Genomic DNA, 20,975 nt, shown 5'->3' with positions numbered 1-20,975 from the left:
TAACTAGATATGGCATAAGATTTAATTTGAAATAGTTGCTAGTTGACAAGAGAAAATTATTTAGTTATGATTCAAACACCTTAATCTCATTTTGGGTTATTTTACCCTGTCTTTTCTGTCATATTTTTAAATCCTTCTTCTGGAGAAAAATATGTCAGTTCAACTTTATGTTCGTGGCAATCTCGGTGCCGAATTTAATTTGCGTCCTGTCGCAAACCCTCAAAACGATGAGGCTTCGATCGTTCTTAATTTTTCCATTGCCTCCCCTAATTTCAAACGCAATGCCGAAGGTAAATCTGAAGTGGTTTCAACGGAGTGGATTTCTTGCGAATACTGGAATCGTGATGCCGCTCATCTCCATAAAATCTTACAGGTCGGTATGCCGGTTTACGTTACCGGTGAAGAACGTTACGAAACTTATACCAATCGTGATGGTATTGAGGTTCGCGTTCGTAAATTGCGTGTTCAAGATGTATTCATTGTTCCAACTGAACGTGTAGAAGCTATCAAGTTGCGTCCTAAACGTGAGCAGTCTCAGGACAGTAATCAGGCTGAAGCAGATGCTGATGATGACATCCCAATGTAAGTATGGCCACGAAAAATACTTCCTTTTTTCGTGAAATGAACTGCTGGCTTGCTGCATTATGGGCTGATTTTAAAGATATGTTCATTATTACCCTTATTTATGGAAGCTTATTCGCTTTGGTAATTTGGGCTTTTTTGACTATCTCATCTTGGCTTGTTTTGCAGCTGAAGCAAAGTTTGGGATTTTAAAATGCGTTTGTTTTTATGTGAAAAACCTTCTCAAGCTAAGGACATCGGTAAAGTGCTTGGTGTTCTTGGCGGGAGGCATGATGGTTATTTTCAGAATGGAGACACTGTTGTTACCTGGGCATTTGGTCATATCCTGACACAGGCCGCGCCAGATGCTTATGGTGAACAATATGCTGATTATGGAAATATCTCCGCATTACCCATTCTCCCTGAAGTTTGGCAGATGCAGGTACCGCCGAAGGTATCGAAGCAGTTTAAAGTCATTAAAGGCTTGTTGGCCAAAGCAGATGAAGTAGTGATTGCTACTGATGCAGATCGCGAAGGGGAAGTTATTGCCCGTGAAATATTGGACTACTGTGGCTACCGTAAAAAGATCTCCCGATTTTGGACGAGTGGCCTAGATACGCAGTCGGTTAAAAAAGCCTTATCTTCAATTATGCCGGGTAAGGATAAAGAAAACCTTTACCAAGCCGGTTTGGCGCGTAGTCGCGCCGACTGGCTGGTAGGTATGAACTTGAGCCGCGCCTACACAGCTGCTTATTCTGCCGGCTATGGTCGAGAACGTACTCTGTCGATCGGACGGATTCAAACACCGACTTTGAAGCTTGTAGTCCAAAGGGATAAAGAGATCGATACTTTTGTGCCTTACAACTACTACACCCTTTCAGTAGATTTTGATACAGCGGACAAGTCAGTGTTTACTACACTATGGCAGGTGCCTGAAAACTGGCGTAATACTGATGGATACTGTACCAATCTTGAGGCTGTTAAGGTCCTTGTTAAACAGCTTGAGAAATCTACTGGTAAGGTCATTACCTTCAACAAAGAGCGTAAAAGCACCCCGCCTCCGTTACCTTACAGCCTTTCGGCTTTACAAAAAGAAGCCGGAAAAAAACTTGGCCTATCGGCTTCCAAAGTGCTCAAAATTGCACAAACCCTCTACGAAAAATACAAGATTACGTCATATCCCCGCACCCCTTGCAGATACTTGCCAAAATCGCAGATGAGCGAGGTGAAAGATGTATTAGCCGCGATACAGACTATCGACAAATCCATGCTTTCGGTAATTGAAAAAGCTGATCCTGAACGTCAATCAAGAGTATGGAATGATAACCAGGTAAACAAGCATTCTCATCACGCAATTATTCCGACCAAGGTCAGTAATTTTGATTTAACAGTCCTTGATAAGAATGAATTAACGGTGTATCGAATGATACGAGACCGTTATATCGCGCAGTTTTATCCTGATTTTGAATATGACTCTACTGTGGTGGAGGTTGAAGCATGTTCACATTTGTTTAAAGCCTCCAGCCAATCACCGGTTATTTCCGGTTGGAAGGTTCTTTTGGGTAAGGATGTGTTCGAAGGTGATCAAATCGATGAAGGCCCTGCTCTACCACATCTGAAAGTCAACGATGAGGTCGGCACGGTTTCTGCTAATTCCGAAACTAAAAAGACCACGCCGCCACCACGTTTTACAGAGGCTTCTTTACTTGATGAGATGCAAACTTTGAAGGACTTTTTGAAGAATGTAGAAGACGAACAGATCAGAAAAATTCTCAAAAGTACGGAAGGCTTGGGAACAGAAGCTACTCGCGCCGCCATTATCGATCGTTTATTTGAAATGGGTTATATGGAAAAGAAACGTGGCAAAATCTATGCGACAGAAAAAGGTCGTAACCTGATTGCCCGGGTTCCACCTATGATCGCCGATCCGATAACGACGGCAAAATGGGAGCTGGCTTTGAACGGAATAGAGGCTGGTAAATTGACTTTGGGTGAGTTTATGGCTTATCAGCAGAAAGTGATTACAGAGCTGGTCGAACAGGCGAAAAAGGATGCTGCAGGTAAAGCTTGTCCTCCAATAAACTAAAGGATATCTATCCATGTACTATCATATTATTCCAAAATACTTTGCTGACACTTCAGATCGCGAAATAAAACTGGCCTCTCTTGAAATACCTGAATTAGGGCTGAACCTGACTGACAAAGAACTTAAGACGATTAAGCCATATCCCAACCAAAGGTATCATATTGGCTGTCTGAGACACGGTTTCAAAGGCAGGAATTTTGTCGGACTTATCCTTGAAACAGATCATATCATATCGGATTTTACTAAAATCTGTACATGGACTGTGCATTTTCACCCACAAGATATAGTTAAGATAGCATTCAGGATGAAACATATAACCAAATATAAGTTGTTAGACAATAATAATTTGATGTTCAGCGAAGATAAACCGTATCTTTCAAAAATACGGACTGAGAAAAATTATTGTGATATCTCTGTTATGGAATTTTGTTATCCATATCATTTTGAAGGTGTAAATGTTCAAGATGTGTATGATAAGAGCGTCGATGAATTTTACGATGATGAAGGAGTCATTATTCGTCGTGAACAACAGATCGAAACATATACGACTGATATTGAGGCTTATCGTGATAAAAGTGCGAGAAATAGAATTTGGCCATCTTTGGAAGCTGCACTTAAACTCTATAGCGTATGAGAGAAATTGTATATGAAGAAGAATAGATTTGTTAAATATTTGTCCGATTTAATATTCGGTGAACATGCCTACACGGATAAAGATTACCTCATCTACATCAATGGTATACAAGTCGGGAGCATTTCACCAAGTGAATTGGAAGAATTGCAATATAGAGTGTTTTATTCTAGTAGCCTATGGTGGAGTATCTTTAAGAATTTGATAGGATTTTTTTTGAAACCCGCAATAATTGCGCTTACTGCCCTTCCGCTGGGAGCCTTGTTTTTACTGTGGTTGAACACTGACAATCCTGAAGCGTTTAATCGAGTTTTCATGATGTTACAGGATCCAGCACATTTTGCAAAAACAATGTCCGGACTTTTTCATCTATTTTATTGTATATCACTCTTTGGAACTTTAGTTAAATTGGTTCTTAAACAAGATTCAATATTTTCAATATTTGACAAAGAACTTTTTGAGAATATACAAAGTTACAAAAAACTGAAAATGCGTGACTCGATGATGATGGATATTGTAGCTGTTAGGGATTGAGGAAGCTCAAAGATGTTGCCCTCTTCCAGCATGCTGGAAATTTTGCATATCAATACTGAGTGTTACTTAAAATTTGATTGGAGAAATTGTTTTGGAATTTCAGATGGATAGAAGAGAATTTTTGAAAAAGCTTGTCGGCGTAGGTGCCCTATATACAACCGGTGCTGCCGGTTTGTTATTGCCTAAAGATGTAGTAGCGGCAACCAGTATGGCAGATTTTTGGGCACGAGACCGTACAATCAATTGCAAACGAGCCGATACTGGCGAAAAACATGAAATCCGTTTTTTTCAACAACAAAATGGATATGATCTTGAAGCCTACCGTAATGCCTGTTGGCTGATGCGTGATGCCAAAGATGGAAATGCCATGGTTCAAATCGATGTAGGCCTTTTAAATCTCATGTATGCAATGCAGGAATGGGCACGGCAATCAGGACGAACAAACCCTGTGATTACAATCAATAGTGCATATAGAACGCCAAGACGAAATGCGACTATTGAGGGCGCTGCCAGAAACTCACTTCATATGCGCGGTAAAGCAGTTGACTTTACTATGAGGGGGGTAAGCATTAGCGAGCTTGAGCAAATGGCTAAATACTACAATGTGGGCGGTATTGGAATCTATAATAGCTTTATCCATTTGGATACCGGTAGGGTTCGGCATTGGCGAGGTTAAAGATTTTACGAAAAAATATTGACATACGAAATTATCGGGAATATATTGTAATTGTTTTTGTAGTTTGTGACTTTTCTTAAAAGTCTCGTCATTTAGCCGTTCATGAATGAGATTCGATTCGTCGAATTAACGGTACTTCTTTTCAGCCAGCCTTTAAGGCTTCTAAGTCAGTTCGGCTACCGTGAAAGCCGCAACTTAACCCTTTGGGGATATACTATCCCCTTTGGGATTGATATATCCCCTGTTTTTTGGAGATATATCATGACTCAATCTAATCAAAACTACTTTAACCTGACTGCTGACGGTGTCGGTTTTTTGAATCGACCACGTCAAGTTCAAGGTAAACGTAAATCTTCCCCTTACTTTGCTTGCACTATCCAAGCCTCTCGAGGCGATAATGGTGAAAAAACCCGTTTCGATCTTCGTATCGTCGGAGGTCAAGCAAAAGAGCTTTTTGCTCGCCTTTTGGAAGAGTTCCCGCAATTGCAATCAAAGAATATCCAAGAACGCCCGACTGTCGTGGTTGGTTTTCGTGCAGGTGATATTCAACCTTTGAAATTTGAAGCAATCAATCATAAAACCGGAGAAGTCTCAGAACTTTTGAGTATCGATGGTCGATTGTTAAAATTCAAGTTTATTAAAGTTGATGGCGATATGTGGTATCAATCATCTTATCAAGGTGATCAAAATCAAGATAATCCTGATGCTTGAATATTTTGATTGTTTGAGAATGGTAGGAAGCTTTCGAGCTTCCCCATTCTTAGTTTTCTAGCTTATTGCTTGGAAAATTAAGCCTCTGTCGATACGGCGGTTTAATTTTCCAAGCAACTCCTGAATTATAGTGAAGTAAAGGGTAAGTCCCCTAAAAGACTTGGCTTTCAGCAATATTGTTTTTTTATCGATGCTCATATTTATTGTGAGCATCAGTAAAAAAATACAGTTCTTTAACAATCCGAATTTTTTTATTTTTGTTGCTTTTGAAGCAACTGTTTAAAAGCTGCCCTTTGGGCAGCTTACCTGAGTGCCCCGCCCTACCCAAGGTCATTCAGGTAAGCTTCCCCGGTTGACAGACCGTTTCTTCTGTCTGCGTATAGCCGTATAACCAGTACGCGCAATTATTCGTAATTGTTACGGCTTTATTACAAGCTAGACCATTATCTGATTACTGCGTCGGTGCGGACTAAGTAATCAATAGCCAGGGTAATCCCCATTTGAACCTGCTTTGCAGGTTCTCTAAGAAGTTTTGATATTTACAGAACAGCTTAGAGAATCTGTATTTAAAGAGTTTTATACAGCCGACAGACTGTTTCCTCTGTCATTGCATAGCCGTTGATTGCAAGCCTGTTTCAGGTACGGTACAGCTGCTTTTTTCTGAAGCAGATTTCTTTTAACCCATCGGGGTACACTTCCCCGAATGGGCATGGTGTACCCTTTATTTTGGAGTATTACCATGAATCTAAATCTATCTTTTCACCGTTCAGGTGCCATCCTTCCCCCAAATTTACTACCGGAAAGAATACGTATTGGTGACATCCTCACCCACCGACATACTCATCAGAAAGTTGTCGTCTCATGCATACAAGAACATCATTTGTTACTTGTTGATGCGGATGGTCGTATTTCGAAAATACGAACCAGGAAGGCAGTAAATCGTTATTGCAGGCACGTCAATGATGTTCATTGCCATAAAAACGCTTCCAGAGCGTTGAAGATGGCTGTTCGCGCATTGGATAACGATAAACGTATTTTTACAAGATTGGGGCTTCGCATGTCCCAAATAGTATATTTGGATAATATCCACAGTGCGATCAAACACTGATTAGTTTTTTCCCAACCACGGGATACCTGCCCGTGGCCGGTATCCCTTTTCTTTTGGAGAGATACCATGTCTATGACAATCCAAGGCACTTTAACAGTGCAAGTCATTCAGGGTCGCCGTGGCCCTTTCAAAACAGCTAAATTAGCTACCTCAATTGGCACATTCGATGTAAAAAACCCAATATTAAAACAGTTTGAACCAGGTAATTATGAAGGAAACTTCATACTGAACCAGCTTAAGGTAAAGACCTTTGAGTGGGGAGGTGGAGCAACGTCATATATCGACGCTGCTTTAGATTGGCAACATCTTGCAGATTTCGCACAAGAATGTGGTTTATCAGATGAAGCAGAAGAACAGTCTAGTCCAGCTTCTACTGTCGATCCAGTTTCTGAAAGTGGTGCTTTTGATCCAGTTTCTGAGAATGGTATTGAATTTCCGAAATTTGCCGAGTCCCTAGATCAGGTTGAGCACATGATTGAGAACAAATGTTCTCATATCAGCTTTGGAGAATACATTCTTGCTGATCGTGAGGAATTAAAATGTGCCGTCGAGCTTGTACGCGAAGCCGGCTATTCATATAGCCCTCGTGAAAAACGCTGGTATGTCTAGGAGGCGCGAATGTTGTATTTAACCTCACGCAATGATTTGATGGCCGATGCCTTCTTTATTTGGGGCAAACAACTTATGTTTGCCTCACTCCATGGCCGCGATGCAGACATGCTGTCTTTTCAAGCTCAACTCCAAGTCAGTAATGAACGGCTGGGTTTTAGACAGCCGGGGGAAGTTTTAACCTGTCCCCGACTGACAACCGCCGAGTATTGCTTAAATCTGAGTAAATACATGACGAAATATCAGACTCTTAATTATGGTCCGGTCACGCACATGTTTTTGCATTCAGATATTCTGATTCAACCTAACTTCGATAGTAAAACAGGTTGGGTTATGTTGGATGATGTTACAGCAGACTTGGATAAGGCAGCTTGGCAACTGGTGCAGCAACTCTCCGATATACCGTTATTGGAACATTGGCAGAATGCTGTTTTATCAGAACTTGAGGCTGATAAATCCATCATGCGGTTTACTCCTCGTATAGATGAAGAGTATGCAGCAGTTGGAGTTCAAGCTGTACGAGTAGATATTCCGGAAGATTTTGATGTTCGGTTGACCGCTATGCTACAAAGTGGTCGCTTGCATACTTAATCTGAAGCCCCTAGCGGGCTTTTTCAGACGGCCTTTCAAAGGCTCTCTAAAAAAGTCTGTTACACAAGAGTTTTACACAGATGACGGACTGTATATTCCGTTGATGGATACTGCTGCTGAGATTGTCCTCCCATATTCGTATGGTTGCAGCATTTTTTTAAACAAGCGGTATTACCGTATTTATTTAAACCCTGACGGGAACGTTTTCCCGTTTGGGGAAACTGTTTCCTGTCCTAATTGAAAGGAAACATAATGTCTCAACTGATCGAAATCATTGAAAATGCTTCGAAACACTTTAGTAGTATTGAAATATTTAACCCAAAGGGCAGAGATCTGATCTTTAAAGGAACTGAGTTGGTAAGGCTCACCAGTTCATCTGAAAATCCTATCCAAGGTTTGCCGGAAGGTGAATACATAAGCATTTATATGACTGACAAAAATAAGTTTATTGTTTTTGATAGTCGAAATAATGAAATGGAAGGACCTTTGGTCATTAATGATCGGCATAATTTAGAATTTGGGTTCTATGGATACGATCGTGTCGCCAAGGCCCTTTATCGCCTGCTTACGATTGATGCTTACAACTATGTCTAATTGATATTACCGTTTCAGGTAAGAATACTGCTAGAAAGTTGCTATTATTGAACCCGAAGGATGACCGTTTCCACGCGTTATCCTCTTTAGAAGGAAAACTTATGCTTGATTATGAAGAATACCCTGATTACGAATGGGAAGCCGAGCAGGATGCCAAAGCCGGTTACGTCCGACCGGACGAGTTGGAAGGGACGGAGCATGAAGACAACCCATATTTCGGTATGGCAAAGTCTTTTGTATTCCTGCAAATTTGGCTGGAGGATCTCAGAGGCTGGATACCGTCACAAAGTGATTTGAAACCCGCTTGGGATGGTAAGATGGCAGGTACGGATGATGATTTCGATATTGCCATGTCCGACGGCTCCAAGGTTTGCGTCCAGCGTTCGAAAGAGCAAATGGAAGCGGTTTCTCAAGCCGGCGAGGTGCTTGCAATCTTTTCAGTCGGTAGAGTAAAGGAAGAGCTGTGAATAATTTGACAATTGTGTTGATGATTGTTCTGGCATCGGCCTTTTAAGCAACCCATTATCCCACCTCAGTTTATTCTGCCGGTGGGATTCTTATCACTTCTCACTCAACCCTGTGGGGATACGTCTCCTGCTGGGGATGTTTTCCCCTGTTTTTGGAGACTGTCATGATAGTTTGCAACAACATTTACGAACAAACTGCTTATTCTCGCACATGTGATTTTCGTGCAGAATTTCTTTTTGAAGATGAGGAAACTCGTCGAGAAACTCGTGTTCTTTTACCCGAAGCTCGTTTTGGACGCTATGCTCATCTTTCAGGTAAATGGTTCTTAGAAGATGCCAGTGTGTCAACCAAGTTGACCATGGAACTCAGACTGCCCATTGCCTGGAAAGACCTCGGTTATGACGAATTTAGGCAAGCTGTAAGTCAAATGGCAACTGACTGGCTGGAACAACGTATTTGTGAATTGGAAAATGATTTTACAAAAGTCATTTACGATCCTGATACAGTGTTTCAACAGCAAGATGTCCGCCAAATACTGCTTGGATCGTGCAAATACGGTGACGCTTGGATTTTGCAAAATATAGTCCGTTCGTTCTATAAACGCGAACCTGTTGAGCTGTGCATGGTAATACAACTGGATCGGAAGCATTTTCAGATTTTCCAAGCCATACTTGCACATTGTCGCAAACACCGTGTAAGTGGAAAACTTCACGAGATAGTAGATGAAATGAACCAAGTCGAAGCTGAAAAGGCATCAGCTTATAAAGCTGCCAAATTATCTGATAATGATGTGCCTTTTTGAGTTTGAAAAAATGAATCTAATACCTTATACCTCTTCGAGGTACGATGTACCTTTTATTTTACCTGCCATTCGGCAGGTATTTTCAGGCGACTTTAGTAAGGCCGTCTGAAAATATCTGTCTTTACAGGCTGACAGACCTTATCTGTCTTGTGTCCTGCCGTTAAACATGACACGCATCCTTCGGGATGTACGGCATTTTCTTTTACTAACCCTATGGGGATACATCTCCAATAGGGGATATTCCCCTATTCTTGGAGATTGTTATGAAGTTTGATAAACACAATGCTTGTGCTGATGGTATTTATAGTCCTGATACTGTATTTCAACAGCAAGATGTACGCGAAATTTTGCTTGGCCAGTACAGTTATGGTGGTTCCCAGTTATTGCGAAATATAGTTAGATCACTCTATAAGGGAGTTCCAGTTGAGTTATACCAAGTTACTCAGCTTGATCAAAAACATTATGCAATTTTTGAAGCAATACTTGCTCATTACCGCAAATATCGCGAAAGCGAGCAATTGCGACAAATAGTGGTCGAGATGAACCGGAAAGCCAGCTAAAAAGGAGATAACTATGACTATCATGAGACCTGAGCAAGAAGACTTGCAAGCAGCGTTTGAGTTTGTAGGTATGATGACAGCAGTTGCTCGACATGAACTCAATCCACTTGAAAAAGATGAGTTTGATGAATTGAGATTTTTGGAAGACGAGGACAAAGCTAAGGTTTTAGATGCTTTGTGTGAGAAATTCAACAACTGTGATTTGGATTGGTTGATGATGGCCTTAGCCCATTTACTCTCTCCGGACAGAGGGGTAATTGATCAGGATTCGGACATTTTGACCATAAATCCAAATCTTCTTGGTGCCACTGATAAAAGTAGTTAGCTTTACAAGAGTAGCACTGTATTTTTAATCCTGCTGTTTGTACAGATGCAGACAGTTCAATCTACCCATGCAGGGATACCGTACCCTGCTATGGGAATGTGTACCCCTGCCCTTTATAGGAGTACACCAATGCAATATTTAAACGAAAAAACCCTAGAAATTAGAATCTTGGTAACAGATGGCTTATACGGCTGCGATGTATTCGATACAGAAGGTAAGCCTCTGGCCGGCGTGATGCCTGAATATAAAAGTCAGGTTGAGGCTGTTGCCGCTGCTTTAGATATACCCGAAGTCGGACTATTTACAGATACTAAACAACGGCCAAAACAAAAGTTGGTTGCAGTAACAGATGCACTGGCTTTGAAATATGGTTTGAATTTCAAGAATCATGGCGGTTTCTATCGTAAGCATGACAACAGTCACGCGTGTTTGAATAAAAACGGTAGAAAAGGATTTGTTCTTTTTTTTACAGCAAATGAAAAATTTCTGACTTTACAAGGTTCTACCGCTATCGAGCCAGAAATTCTCTATCAGTTTGATATTTATGTCGATAATGATTTTATTGTTGAGAAAGTGTCTATGCTGATAGGTTCTTAAACAATAAGTCCGATTATTTGGATATGTTTTACCTGCTTGCGAGCAGGTATTTTTAGACGACCTTCAAGAAAGGCCGCCTAAAAATACCTGTCTTTACAGGCTGACAGACCTTATCTGTCTTGTGTCCTGCCGTTAAACATGACACGCATCCTTCGGGATGTACGGCATTTTCTTTTATCAACCCCGTGGGGACCGTGCCCATGGGGAACGGTATCCCATTTTTTTTGGAGCAATACCGTGAATGCGTTGCCATTAATCCGAGAATATAGTGAAACCAAAGTTAAACCCTCTTTACAGGAGGGAAAAACTTTGGACATTGAAATGGTGTATAAAAAGGGTAGTAATACCGATGATAGAGGGTATTACTTATCTGTCAGAGAAGTAAAAAAGGAAGGATGTTTTGTAAGTTTTACATTATTCGGATCACCTAACTTACAGTTACAACTGAATACGGTAAAACGTAAATCAGTAAAAGCTGAAGAAGAGGCTTTCGGTATTTTGAAAAGCTTACTCAAAACAGATCAACTTGTGCCTCTTTTAGAAAAGAATGGATTTACCTGTTGATTATCCTTTTGGGAATCTACTCCCTATGTGTGTAGAGAAGCCTAAGCTTTGGAGATATACCATGTTTCTTTTGCCTCTTATGTCAGCTTCACTGACTGTTTATACTTACTCTTCTGAAACTCCTCTTAAACAAGTGGATATTAATCTACCTTGTTCAATTGGTACGGTTCGTATCACTGCGCAGGCAGAGATGGATGAAGAAGGTAATATTATTTCCGACTCTCTGCGAATTACAGACTTACAAACTTCTGAGCTGTTATCAGACACAGGAGAAGTAATAGAGCTACCTAGGCTTTGTAATAAAGACTATAACGAGGCTGTTTTTTTGGCCTCTAAATTGGTTGCCGAGTATGGTTTGGAAACTTTACCTATCGAATATCTGTAATAGATAGGCAATTTTAACCCCTGACGGGGCAATCCCCGTCATCGGGGTTTGCTCCGTCTTTTTTTAGGAGCATATGATGTATAACCCCGTATCAAAAATAGACGAACTCTTCCCGGATTTTGCAGAACTTGATCAAACTGTGGCCGAGATGCAGGAACGTCAGAATCAAATAATCACTGATTTCAACTTTATCATCCGTCAAGTGGCTGAGACTGCCAAAAAAAGTACGGAAGCTGCCGTATTGCCGGTGGAATCTCCGGAACCTGAGCTGCCGGATTCAGACATGCCTCTGACGCAGTTTCTTGCTGAGTTTGGGGACAGTCTCTTTAATGCAGTTACTGAGCAAAACCAGCCTGTCTATCAGGGACAAACTTACCCTAAACTTGAAGAAGTGCTGGATAACCTGGAACGTCCTTTGTTTACGGCACAGCGAGAAGTTGTACGCGCCGTATTACAGCAATTGGTGGTAGAGGACAAACCCGCAGCCATTATTAATGCCGAAATGGGTACTGGTAAGACCATGATGTCGATAGCAGTTGCTGCTGCCACGCATCAAGCAGGCTTGCACCGTACCTTGGTATTAAGCCCACCGCATTTAGTGTACAAATGGCGACGTGAAATCCTCAAAACAGTACCCAATGCCCGCGTATGGATCCTTAACGGAGCTGATACGTTGGCTAAGCTATTGCGAATCCGTGCCCTCGACCGAAAACCCGAAGTTCCGGAGTTTTTTGTGATGGGGCGTGTTCGGATGCGCATGGACTACCATTGGAGACCTTCGTATGCCGTTCGTCGCCGCTGGATACCTTCTGAAGGTGCTTCTAAGGGATTTGCCGTTTCCGAGTATTACTGTCCTAAATGTGGCTGTGAAATCTTGGATGAGGAAAACAAGCCTTATAACACTGAAGGTGGTCTGAAAAATGCCCTAGCTAAAAACCGCCGTTTTTGCAAAGGTAATCAACATGGCAAACCGTGTAAGGAACCGCTTTGGACCTTGTGCCGCAAGGAACAGAGTGAAGATAGGGTTGTGAGCACAGTGTACGACCGTGTACTTAAAACCATGACCACCCTACCCGGCATCGGTCCTAAAACCGCAGCAAAAATCATCGGGATGTATGGTGAGCAGTATCTGGCCGAAATCTTGGAAAACAACATTCAGGCGTTTTCCAATTTGATGGATGAAAACGGAGAATTTCTATTCGACGACCGTCAAGCGGCGCGTATCGACCGAGACTTAGGCAAAGCAGAATTTAGCCTGGGACGAGGCGGGTATCAGCCGACCGAGTTCATCAAACGCTATTTACCGAAGAATTTTTTTGGATTGTTGGTGGTAGATGAAGGTCACGAATACAAAAATTACGGAACTGCGCAAGGACAGGCGATGGGTGTTCTTGCTCGTTGCTGCAAAAAGATCCTGTGTCTAACCGGTACGCTGATGGGTGGCTATGCGGAAGACCTGTTCTTTCTATTGTGGCGACTTTGGCCGCAAATGATGATTGAAGACGGTTTCAGTTACAACAAAGGGAATACCTTGGGATCGGCGAGCATGGCGTTTATGCGTAAGCATGGCGTGTTGAAGGATATTGTCCGCCATCTTGGAACTGAATACAGCAATGGCGCATTCAGTAGCTCAAAAGCGGAGCGTAACAGCGTTCGTACCGCCAAAGCACCGGGATTTTCCCCTTTGGGCATCATGCGTTACGTTTTGCCTATTACCGTATTTCTAAAATTGCGTGATTTGGGTGAAGGCGTTTTGCCTGACTATAAAGAAGTTTTCCGGCCAGTTGAAATGACTGAAGATCAACATGCAGTCTATAAAAATATGGAGGGTGTCTTGAGACAGCATTTGAAAGCGGCATTAAGGAATCGTGACAATACCCTTACCGGCGTTGTTACGAGTGCCTTGCTGTCATGGCCGGATTGTTGTTACAAAGCTCAAGATGTTTACTGGCGCAGACAAAACAAGATCCTTTTCCATACCGAACCCCAGTTTGATGAGGAAGAAATCTCGTCTAGAGAAGCCGATATGCTGGAAGTTGTTAAAGACAGTCTGGCTAAAGGACGTAAATGTCTAGTCTATACCGTTTATACCGATACCCGTGATACGACAGGCCGTCTGAAAGAGATTTTCAAGCGGCACGGTATCAAGGCGGCGGTAATGAAGGCGACGGTAAAGGCTGATCAACGTGAAGATTGGGTTGAAGACCGGCTGGCAGAAGGAGTACAGGTGGTTATCTGTAATCCGGAGCTGGTCAAAACCGGTTTGGACTTGTTGGCATTTCCAACCATCTACTTTCTGCAAACAGGATATAACGTTTATACCCTGATGCAGGCCGCCCGCCGTTCTTGGCGTATTGGGCAGAAGGACGATGTGGAGGTGTATTTCTCCGGCTACAGCGATACAGCACAGCAAATTTGCCTTGAACTGATGGGGCAAAAAGTTGCTGTTACTCAGTCAACCTCCGGTGATATGCCCGATTCGGGCTTAGACATTCTGAACCAGGCTGAAGATTCAGTTGAAGTTCAGTTGGCCAAACGCTTGGTTGAACAACAAGATTGATGCAATTTCTGCATCTAACCCACGTTTAGTGGGTTTTTTCAGACAACACTCTGGAGAGGTTGTCTAAAAAAACCTATTTAACAGAAAAAAGGAAGGAAAATCATGAAAAACGATATTGGCTGTTATGTTTCGGATTTAAAAGTCATGCAATCCAACGCCGGTTACTATGTTGGTCGGGATTATTGGGAAAAAGCATACCCTGAAATTAAAATGCCCTATTCTCGCGAATCCGATTATTTCGCCACCCGCGAACAGGCTCATAACTGTCTGCAGATCATGAAACTGGAAATGTCCTTGGAAGGTTCCTGATTCAACTATTTATACGCTGACAGTCGTTTTACTGTCTGGATGCTGCCGTTAAACATCATCAACCGTAAATTTGCGGACACGGCTTTTTATTAACCCGGCCTCTGGCCAAATATCCCACTGTTTCGTATGTTCTATACGGCAGTGGTTTTTTTCTAAGGAAACGTTTATGAAATACAGTTCCAATAAAGATTTCCAAGTCTATATTGCCAGTTTGGTTGCGAGCAAAAAATGGATTTATAAAAAAAACAAACGTGGCAGACATGCCTCGCTGTTACATATCAACGGGCAGAAATTACCCGTGCCGAGTTCTCCCGGTGATTACCGTGCCCTTCGAAATTTCAAGACGGGAATCCGGAATATTGCCAGGCAAGAATAAACCATAATTTTTTAACCCCTTGGGGATACTGTCCCCTTTGGGCACGGTATCCACCTTACTTTTGGAGATTACCATGTCCATTAACCATCTGATGCACCCCCGTGTTGCGCATAACCACCGTGACAACGGATACTTCCCCACTGACCAAGCTACATTGGCCCGCATAGCCGCTTACCTTGATATTCCAGCATCCGCTGGAGGTTTGTTACGCATATTTGATCCTTGCTGTGGAACAGGAGAAGCCCTGGCTACTCTAGCTTCTACTTTGCAATCGGAAAAAATAAGTTGTCAAACTTACGGGATTGAACTGGAGAAAGACCGAGCTGAAGAGGCAATGAGTCGTCTGACCAGTGTCATTAAATCCGATGTGGAAAACTGCACCATGCAGGGTTCGGCAGTCGGCCTCCTGTTTCTGAATCCTCCTTACGGCTTTACCGCCAAAGACAATCTATCTAATCAAAGAACCAAACGGCTTGAAGAACTTTTCTTTGCGCGTACCTTCGGTACTTTGCAGCCTGGCGGAGTATTGGTGATGATTGTTCCGGAAGCCGCTCTGACGGAGCACCTAACCGGCGAAATCGCTTCCCACTGTACGGATGTCCGTATGATAAGGGCTGCGGTAGATACCTACAAACAACTGGTCATCTTCGGCATACGACCGAAAAACAAAGCCTCTATCAGCAAAAAACAGGCAGATGCCCAACAAAGGCTCCTACTTGATTTTGAAAATGCCCCTGAGACTTTACCGGCCGGTACGCCTGCATACTGTGTGCCTATTGCACCCAATAAGGTCTTTCGCCCAAGAAGCTTTAAATTGGAGCAGGATATATTGGAACGTGAACTGGGACAGCAGCAATCCCGCACGTTATGGCCATCATTTTCTCAACATTTCGGCACCAGTGCCGTTATAGCCGAAAAACGCCGGCCTTTATGTGCTCTGGGTCAGTGGCATGCTGCTTTAGCATTAGCCGCAGGCCAAGTTAATGGCGTTGTCACCTCAACCAATGGTCGAAAGCTGTTGGTTAAAGGTTCAACTCATAAAACCAAAGTAGAAACCAAATCGGAAGAGTACGACAACAAGGATAGACTTGTGGTCACGATTACCTCAACTGACCGGTTTTCTCCAAGCATACGGGCAATTGATTTGACCGAGGGATCGCCGGATTTTGGCCGAGTCCTGACAATCAAATAAATAGATTGGCCTATTCAATTTTTAAACCCTGCCGGGTACTTCCCGCAGGGGTGTATCCGGCTTTCTTTAAGGATACACCTAATGGAACAACTTGATCTGGCGGCTATGGCTGCATGTGATTCCCCTTCTTTGTTTTACCTTGGCCGAGTGTCTATGACGGCAACAGTAGATAACTGGGCAAAAGAGCACCTGCCTGCACAACTGTATGACAATAATCTTTATGCCCAAATATTGCTTGAGGCCCACCGCCGTGGCATATGGGGAGATCTTCCCCCTGAAGATGCAAAGTTGAATCAGCAGGCACTCAAGCCAGGTGAAGAAGGCAGAATAATGTCTTCTTACAAGATCGGGGACCAAAGAATTTGGGTCATTACAGAATGGGACAGAAGTCTTACCACACTCCTGTTCCCAGAAGATTACTGACCTTGCAATCGTTATATACCTCACCTGCCTTCGGGCAGGTATTTTCAGACGACTTTAGTAAGGCCGTCTGAAAATACCTGTCTTTACAGGCTGACAGACCTTATCTGTCTTGTGTCCTGCCGTTAAACATGACACGCATCCTTCGGGATGAACGGCATTTTCTTTTATCAACCCCGTGGGGACCGTACCCCTGGGGAACGGTATCCCAGTTTTTTAGGAGCAATACAGTGAATAATCAATACGAAACCTACATTGTCTGGTTTAAACAGGAGTATGAAGTTGCGGGTAAGGCCGCAGAGCTACTCAACGGCCAGACTATTCGTCAACCATGTAGCCGTGAAAACATCACAGATGTCATCGGTAGCAGACTGTCCGACTTTGGGTATTCCGCATCGATGATCAAAGGCGTGATTCCTGTAGACGAATACCTCAGATTGGAAAACCAAGCAGGTGCCGTACCCAATAAAGCCGATAATTACCATACCGCAGCAGTCTTCGTACCTACCATGTACGGTCATGAGGAATGGACAGAAATCTTGCATCAACCCGGCTTTATCGAAAGCCTGACTGATAACGAGGCAGAAGAGATTTTTGGCCGTGTTATGTGCGGGCGCAGTGTTGGATATGCTATGTTGGTCAAAGCATTGTCCGATTCAGGTATGGACGATAATGACAGTTTCTTGTTGGTTCCTGTTCCGAATATAGGAGGATATGACGACATCGCCTATCTTATGAAGGATATAGAATATGGATCAACCAACTTTCGTGAAAATTTAGAACGAGTTGTAACAGAGAAAACTGCTTCCTGGCTGTACGAACGTAATATGGGAACAATATCCTATTGGCTGTATTCTTCTGGTCTGATCTGGGAGGATTTTATCGATCCTGAATTGGATTATCCAGAATCAGAAGGCAGAATCATACAGAAAATTGTTAACTGTTGGGCTTGTTCTACCGTTGATCGGTACCTGAAATCATTGCCGAACGATTAATTCTAATCTTTTTGCTGGAATAAACCTTTATTTTTAACCCCAAGGGGCATTCGTCCTTTGGGGCGGGTTCCCTTTTTTAGGAGTAACTCAATGAAAACTTATATTATTAGTATGAATGTAGATGAAGAGCTTGCAGAAGATGCAGCCTTGGCTCTGAATGGTCAGGTTTTTACTTTAAGCAATAAGTGGTCAAACCTTTTAGCTCAGGTATCAGAATTTTTGTCTAATAAAGGCTTTCCGCTAGGGATTGCAGTCGAATTTTCTGAAGTATCAGAGTATTTCGCCCATAACCTTCTATCAGAAAATTGGCCTTATAGAGATGGTAATGTTTTTGCTGCTTCTGTAACAGTTAATGAGCCTGAGATCAACAAAGGATGTGCTGATTTGCTGCATCTTCTTAAAGAAAAAGTGTGTGTGGAGTCAAATTTCGGATTGTATGTCGACTATTTGACCGGCAAGGATCTGCAATGGCTTTATAGTCGTAACAAGGATGAAATCAATCTTTGGTTGGCAGAAAGTCGTACAGACTTATTTGAATTATTGGAGTCAGATAGAAATGTAGCCGATATTGTAACGGTGTCATGGGCCAAAGATGAACTGGGTAAATATTTTAAACAGTACGGAAGAAACCGCAAACCTGACAAACCAATTGTTCTTTAATTAATTTAGTCTTCTTTAAACCCCACGGGGATACGTTCCCCGACGGGCGCGTATCCCTCTTTTTATCCTGAAAGGAAATCTCGTGTCCGTTTCAAAATATTTCATGCTTCGCCCGTCCGCTTTGGACTGGGACTTTATCGAAAAACACTATCCCAATTACTACCGCAGCAACGCCATCCTCAAATCGGACGATATGAGTTACTGTCTTGGGGATATGGGGGATGTTCCCCGCGATACAGTAATTACAGAGGAAAGTTATAAGGCATTTGAAGAATATGCCGAAGACCTTGCCTATCGTGTCGAAAACGGCTTTGCCGACTTTATCGGCAGCGGTCTGACGTTTGGCCAGGCAGCCGATTATTTCGACGATTGGCTTTATGCCGTCGCCGTTCTCGAAGGAGAAGGCTGTATTCAGGTCAGCGAAGCGGTGCGCCTTTGGGCTGAAAAAGTCTTCAACACACCTGCAGAAAAGCGCAGGCAGTGGTACGCAGGCAGACTGTCGTCTGATCCCAAGCCGTCTGATGCCGAACGTCTGTTGATTGAAGTGGCAAACTATATTGCCCTGAAATACGGTTTGGTCTTTGGCGAAAACGGCGAATCGGTTTTGGATGTTTCCGAAAACATCCTTCAGGCTCATTTGTACCGTGACGCAGAGCCCGGCTTTTCCTTTTTCCTCAAACCCAATCAGTTTGGCCTGTCTGTGTTTGGCTCAAGCAGGTATTTTCCGTTGCAGAGTATCATGATCGGCAACGAGATACCCATTTCAGCTGCACAGACACTGATTGACATTCTGATTTCCGGAAGTGCCCCGAATACGGTGGATTCTGATTGAAATTGCACCTCTCACCTGCCTTCGGGCAGGTATTTTCAGACGACCTTCAATCAAGGTCGTCTGAAAATACCTGTTTACAGACCGGCAGACCTTATCTGCCACCCGCGTATTGCCGTTACCCATTGCGCACGTCCTTCGGGACGGACGGCTATTTTTATTAACCCCGTGGGGAACACAATCCCTTCGGACTGTGTTCCCCGTTTTCTTTTTAAGGAGCAACATAATGCAAAACTTTATTGTATGGATGAATCCCGATCGGGAAGAATCGGCAGCTGCGGCAGCTAAATTAAACGGTGCGGTTTTGACCGCCCACACGGATGGTGCCATGGCCGCTATTAGACGTGAACTGAAAATATTGGGATTAGGGGCTGATTTGGCCATCTTTGCCCAAACCTGTGAAGAGTTTGCCAAACAGGCTAATGCCGACATGGTTTGTATCAGCAGTAGCAATGGTGATGCTGTTGCAGCCGTCACTTACCTTGAGGACGGATACGCCGGTGAAGGCGTATCCGCCGTTGCCGACATGCGCTATCTGATGTCTGCCTATCGGCAGTATTTTAACCGTCCTGACAAAATGGTTATTTTTCAGGTGGCATTGCAGTATTTATCAGATGAAGACATCGCCTGGATTTTCCGCCGCCACAGCAATGCCATCATTGAGTGGCAGTCGAATGAAGGGCTAGGACTGTACGAGTTCGGTTTCAGTCTATCCGATGTTCTGCCTGATGGCTGCCGCCATGTGCTACGCGAAGTCGTCACCGGCTGGCTGCACCGTGAAATCCTGCCCGAACTGTACGCAGAGTCGGCATAACTTCCGTGCTTCTTTTCCAAACCAGCGGGACCGTCGTTCCGCTTCCTGAAGGCAAAGTTACCGTTTCGGTTTCTTTGCCTTTTATCTAAAGCACCTGTCGTCTGAAATGTGCTCCGGATTCCCGGTGGCGACTCTTTTATCAACCCGGGCGCATGCCCATTAACCTGCGGGTTTCCTTATCCGCAGGGATAGGGATTCCTGCTTAGGAGCTTTATATGCCTAATTGGTGTAGTAACAGCCTTCATTTTGAAGGCAATCCCCAACGTATCGCTGAAGTTGCGGAACAAATCTTGATCAAAACCGACGATGGGTATCAATTTAGCTTTCAGCATATTGTACCCATGCCGGAGGAGCTGATTCTTCCTGAAGTGCCTGATAGTTACATGCAGCTGACCTGGCTTCAAATTGCTCAACAACCTGAAAAGAAGTTGATCAATTTGGAACAGGAAATGCTGGAACAGAGCGATAAATCCTTTTGGTCCGTTCAATATAGATTGCCGGATGAACTTTTCTCCGAATTAAAGCAATATTTTTCGGAAAAATTTGATTGGGACAATCTGACTGTTGGTGAAGTATTTACCCATTTTGAAGATAACGCTGAAGTCGCATCTCGTTTTCGTTACGATCAACAATTTGCCAAGCGTATTGCGGAAAACATCCGCCAATACGGTCATAAGGATTGGTATGACTGGCGAATGGCTAACTGGGGCTGCAAATGGGACGTAGATCCCGACTGCACTTTTGTGACGGTTGGGAAAAGCGACATCTGGATCAGCTGTGACACTGCCTGGGGTCCTCCGGATAGGCTTTATGAAGAAATCGCCAAACGCTTTCCTGACCTTGTCTTTGAAGCCAAATACTTGGAGGAGGGAATGTGGTTTGCGGGATCTTATGAAGGTCATGAAGGCGCGTTATTCGAGTATCCTTGCAAAGAAGATGAAGTGCGAGCCTTCGCGATTGAGCATTTCGGTTGTGAGTACGACGAGGATGAAGATTCCGAGTAGTTATCATAACTTAT

The 20,975-nt window shown here is 43.3% G+C and carries 26 protein-coding genes; all 26 read left to right on the top strand.

Going from position 1 to position 20,975, the window contains the following annotated elements; genetic code table 11:
- The first annotated feature begins 151 nt into the window (after nucleotides 1-151).
- The 26 genes from O3682_RS09930 to O3682_RS09805 all read left to right on the top strand — a co-directional run bounded on the left by O3682_RS09930 (nucleotide 152) and on the right by O3682_RS09805 (nucleotide 20,961).
- Nucleotides 152-586: a single-stranded DNA-binding protein gene (locus O3682_RS09930; protein WP_371509887.1), complete on the top strand. Its 435-nt coding sequence runs from the start codon at nucleotides 152-154 to the stop codon at nucleotides 584-586.
- 189 nt (nucleotides 587-775) lie between these two features.
- The gene (locus O3682_RS09925; protein WP_371509886.1) at nucleotides 776-2,647 is read left to right on the top strand and encodes a DNA topoisomerase 3; all 1,872 of its coding nucleotides are present in this window, start codon (nucleotides 776-778) and stop codon (nucleotides 2,645-2,647) included.
- A gap of 13 nt (nucleotides 2,648-2,660) precedes the next feature.
- A complete protein-coding gene (locus O3682_RS09920) occupies nucleotides 2,661-3,281 on the top strand; it encodes a DUF6012 family protein (RefSeq protein WP_371509884.1) in 621 nt (206 codons plus the stop codon).
- Between the two features lie 12 nt (nucleotides 3,282-3,293).
- Nucleotides 3,294-3,812 carry a hypothetical protein gene (locus O3682_RS09915; RefSeq protein WP_371509882.1) on the top strand — a complete coding sequence of 173 codons (519 nt, stop codon included), beginning with the start codon at nucleotides 3,294-3,296 and terminating at the stop codon, nucleotides 3,810-3,812.
- Between the two features lie 103 nt (nucleotides 3,813-3,915).
- Entirely contained in the window at nucleotides 3,916-4,488 is a 573-nt protein-coding gene (locus O3682_RS09910; RefSeq protein ID WP_371509880.1) for a YcbK family protein, read from the top strand.
- Between the two features lie 261 nt (nucleotides 4,489-4,749).
- On the top strand, nucleotides 4,750-5,199 hold the full coding sequence (locus tag O3682_RS09905; RefSeq protein ID WP_371509879.1) for a DUF3577 domain-containing protein: 450 nt from the start codon (nucleotides 4,750-4,752) through the stop codon (nucleotides 5,197-5,199).
- 1,174 nt (nucleotides 5,200-6,373) lie between these two features.
- Nucleotides 6,374-6,916: a DUF3275 family protein gene (locus O3682_RS09900; protein ID WP_049322026.1), complete on the top strand. Its 543-nt coding sequence runs from the start codon at nucleotides 6,374-6,376 to the stop codon at nucleotides 6,914-6,916.
- A gap of 9 nt (nucleotides 6,917-6,925) precedes the next feature.
- Complete coding sequence (locus O3682_RS09895) at nucleotides 6,926-7,507, top strand: hypothetical protein (protein ID WP_049360323.1); 582 nt, start codon at nucleotides 6,926-6,928, stop codon at nucleotides 7,505-7,507.
- Between the two features lie 252 nt (nucleotides 7,508-7,759).
- Nucleotides 7,760-8,101, top strand: coding sequence for a hypothetical protein (locus O3682_RS09890; RefSeq protein ID WP_049360320.1), 342 nt, complete (start codon nucleotides 7,760-7,762; stop codon nucleotides 8,099-8,101).
- Nucleotides 8,102-8,202: 101 nt separating this feature from the next.
- Entirely contained in the window at nucleotides 8,203-8,568 is a 366-nt protein-coding gene (locus O3682_RS09885) for a hypothetical protein (protein WP_049360318.1), read from the top strand.
- 164 nt (nucleotides 8,569-8,732) lie between these two features.
- Nucleotides 8,733-9,371 carry a hypothetical protein gene (locus O3682_RS09880; protein WP_239665085.1) on the top strand — a complete coding sequence of 213 codons (639 nt, stop codon included), beginning with the start codon at nucleotides 8,733-8,735 and terminating at the stop codon, nucleotides 9,369-9,371.
- Between the two features lie 263 nt (nucleotides 9,372-9,634).
- On the top strand, nucleotides 9,635-9,931 hold the full coding sequence (locus tag O3682_RS09875) for a hypothetical protein (protein WP_049359370.1): 297 nt from the start codon (nucleotides 9,635-9,637) through the stop codon (nucleotides 9,929-9,931).
- A gap of 13 nt (nucleotides 9,932-9,944) precedes the next feature.
- Nucleotides 9,945-10,256, top strand: coding sequence for a hypothetical protein (locus tag O3682_RS09870; protein WP_049359372.1), 312 nt, complete (start codon nucleotides 9,945-9,947; stop codon nucleotides 10,254-10,256).
- A 129-nt stretch (nucleotides 10,257-10,385) separates the two neighbouring features.
- A complete protein-coding gene (locus O3682_RS09865) occupies nucleotides 10,386-10,853 on the top strand; it encodes a hypothetical protein (protein WP_049359375.1) in 468 nt (155 codons plus the stop codon).
- A gap of 237 nt (nucleotides 10,854-11,090) precedes the next feature.
- Nucleotides 11,091-11,417, top strand: a complete 327-nt coding sequence (locus tag O3682_RS09860; RefSeq protein ID WP_152901092.1) for a hypothetical protein — start codon at nucleotides 11,091-11,093, stop codon at nucleotides 11,415-11,417.
- A complete protein-coding gene (locus O3682_RS09855; protein ID WP_049360201.1) occupies nucleotides 11,401-11,802 on the top strand; it encodes a hypothetical protein in 402 nt (133 codons plus the stop codon). The genes O3682_RS09860 and O3682_RS09855 overlap by 17 nt, the downstream gene beginning before the upstream one ends.
- A 76-nt stretch (nucleotides 11,803-11,878) precedes the next feature.
- Complete coding sequence (locus tag O3682_RS09850) at nucleotides 11,879-14,362, top strand: SNF2-related protein (protein ID WP_371509888.1); 2,484 nt, start codon at nucleotides 11,879-11,881, stop codon at nucleotides 14,360-14,362.
- A gap of 102 nt (nucleotides 14,363-14,464) precedes the next feature.
- Entirely contained in the window at nucleotides 14,465-14,671 is a 207-nt protein-coding gene (locus tag O3682_RS09845) for a hypothetical protein (RefSeq protein ID WP_049360208.1), read from the top strand.
- A gap of 166 nt (nucleotides 14,672-14,837) precedes the next feature.
- On the top strand, nucleotides 14,838-15,047 hold the full coding sequence (locus tag O3682_RS09840; protein WP_049360213.1) for a hypothetical protein: 210 nt from the start codon (nucleotides 14,838-14,840) through the stop codon (nucleotides 15,045-15,047).
- A 73-nt stretch (nucleotides 15,048-15,120) separates the two neighbouring features.
- Nucleotides 15,121-16,239, top strand: a complete 1,119-nt coding sequence (locus tag O3682_RS09835; protein WP_049360215.1) for a DUF6094 domain-containing protein — start codon at nucleotides 15,121-15,123, stop codon at nucleotides 16,237-16,239.
- A gap of 81 nt (nucleotides 16,240-16,320) precedes the next feature.
- Nucleotides 16,321-16,662 (top strand): hypothetical protein, encoded by a 342-nt coding sequence (locus O3682_RS09830; RefSeq protein WP_053088395.1) that lies wholly within the window; start codon nucleotides 16,321-16,323, stop codon nucleotides 16,660-16,662.
- A gap of 227 nt (nucleotides 16,663-16,889) precedes the next feature.
- Nucleotides 16,890-17,654 (top strand): hypothetical protein, encoded by a 765-nt coding sequence (locus O3682_RS09825; RefSeq protein WP_283119028.1) that lies wholly within the window; start codon nucleotides 16,890-16,892, stop codon nucleotides 17,652-17,654.
- A gap of 90 nt (nucleotides 17,655-17,744) precedes the next feature.
- A complete protein-coding gene (locus tag O3682_RS09820) occupies nucleotides 17,745-18,314 on the top strand; it encodes a hypothetical protein (protein WP_222571552.1) in 570 nt (189 codons plus the stop codon).
- Nucleotides 18,315-18,396: 82 nt separating this feature from the next.
- Entirely contained in the window at nucleotides 18,397-19,146 is a 750-nt protein-coding gene (locus O3682_RS09815) for a hypothetical protein (protein WP_371509872.1), read from the top strand.
- A 223-nt stretch (nucleotides 19,147-19,369) separates the two neighbouring features.
- Nucleotides 19,370-19,957 (top strand): hypothetical protein, encoded by a 588-nt coding sequence (locus O3682_RS09810; protein WP_049323170.1) that lies wholly within the window; start codon nucleotides 19,370-19,372, stop codon nucleotides 19,955-19,957.
- A 215-nt stretch (nucleotides 19,958-20,172) separates the two neighbouring features.
- Nucleotides 20,173-20,961 (top strand): DUF1281 family ferredoxin-like fold protein, encoded by a 789-nt coding sequence (locus O3682_RS09805; protein WP_049360108.1) that lies wholly within the window; start codon nucleotides 20,173-20,175, stop codon nucleotides 20,959-20,961.
- The last annotated feature ends 14 nt before the right edge of the window (nucleotides 20,962-20,975 follow it).

The organism is Neisseria sp. 27098_8_112, assembly GCF_041433235.1.
In the GTDB taxonomy this organism is placed as follows: Bacteria; Pseudomonadota; Gammaproteobacteria; order Burkholderiales; family Neisseriaceae; genus Neisseria.
This window is presented reverse-complemented; position numbering and strand designations above follow the sequence as displayed.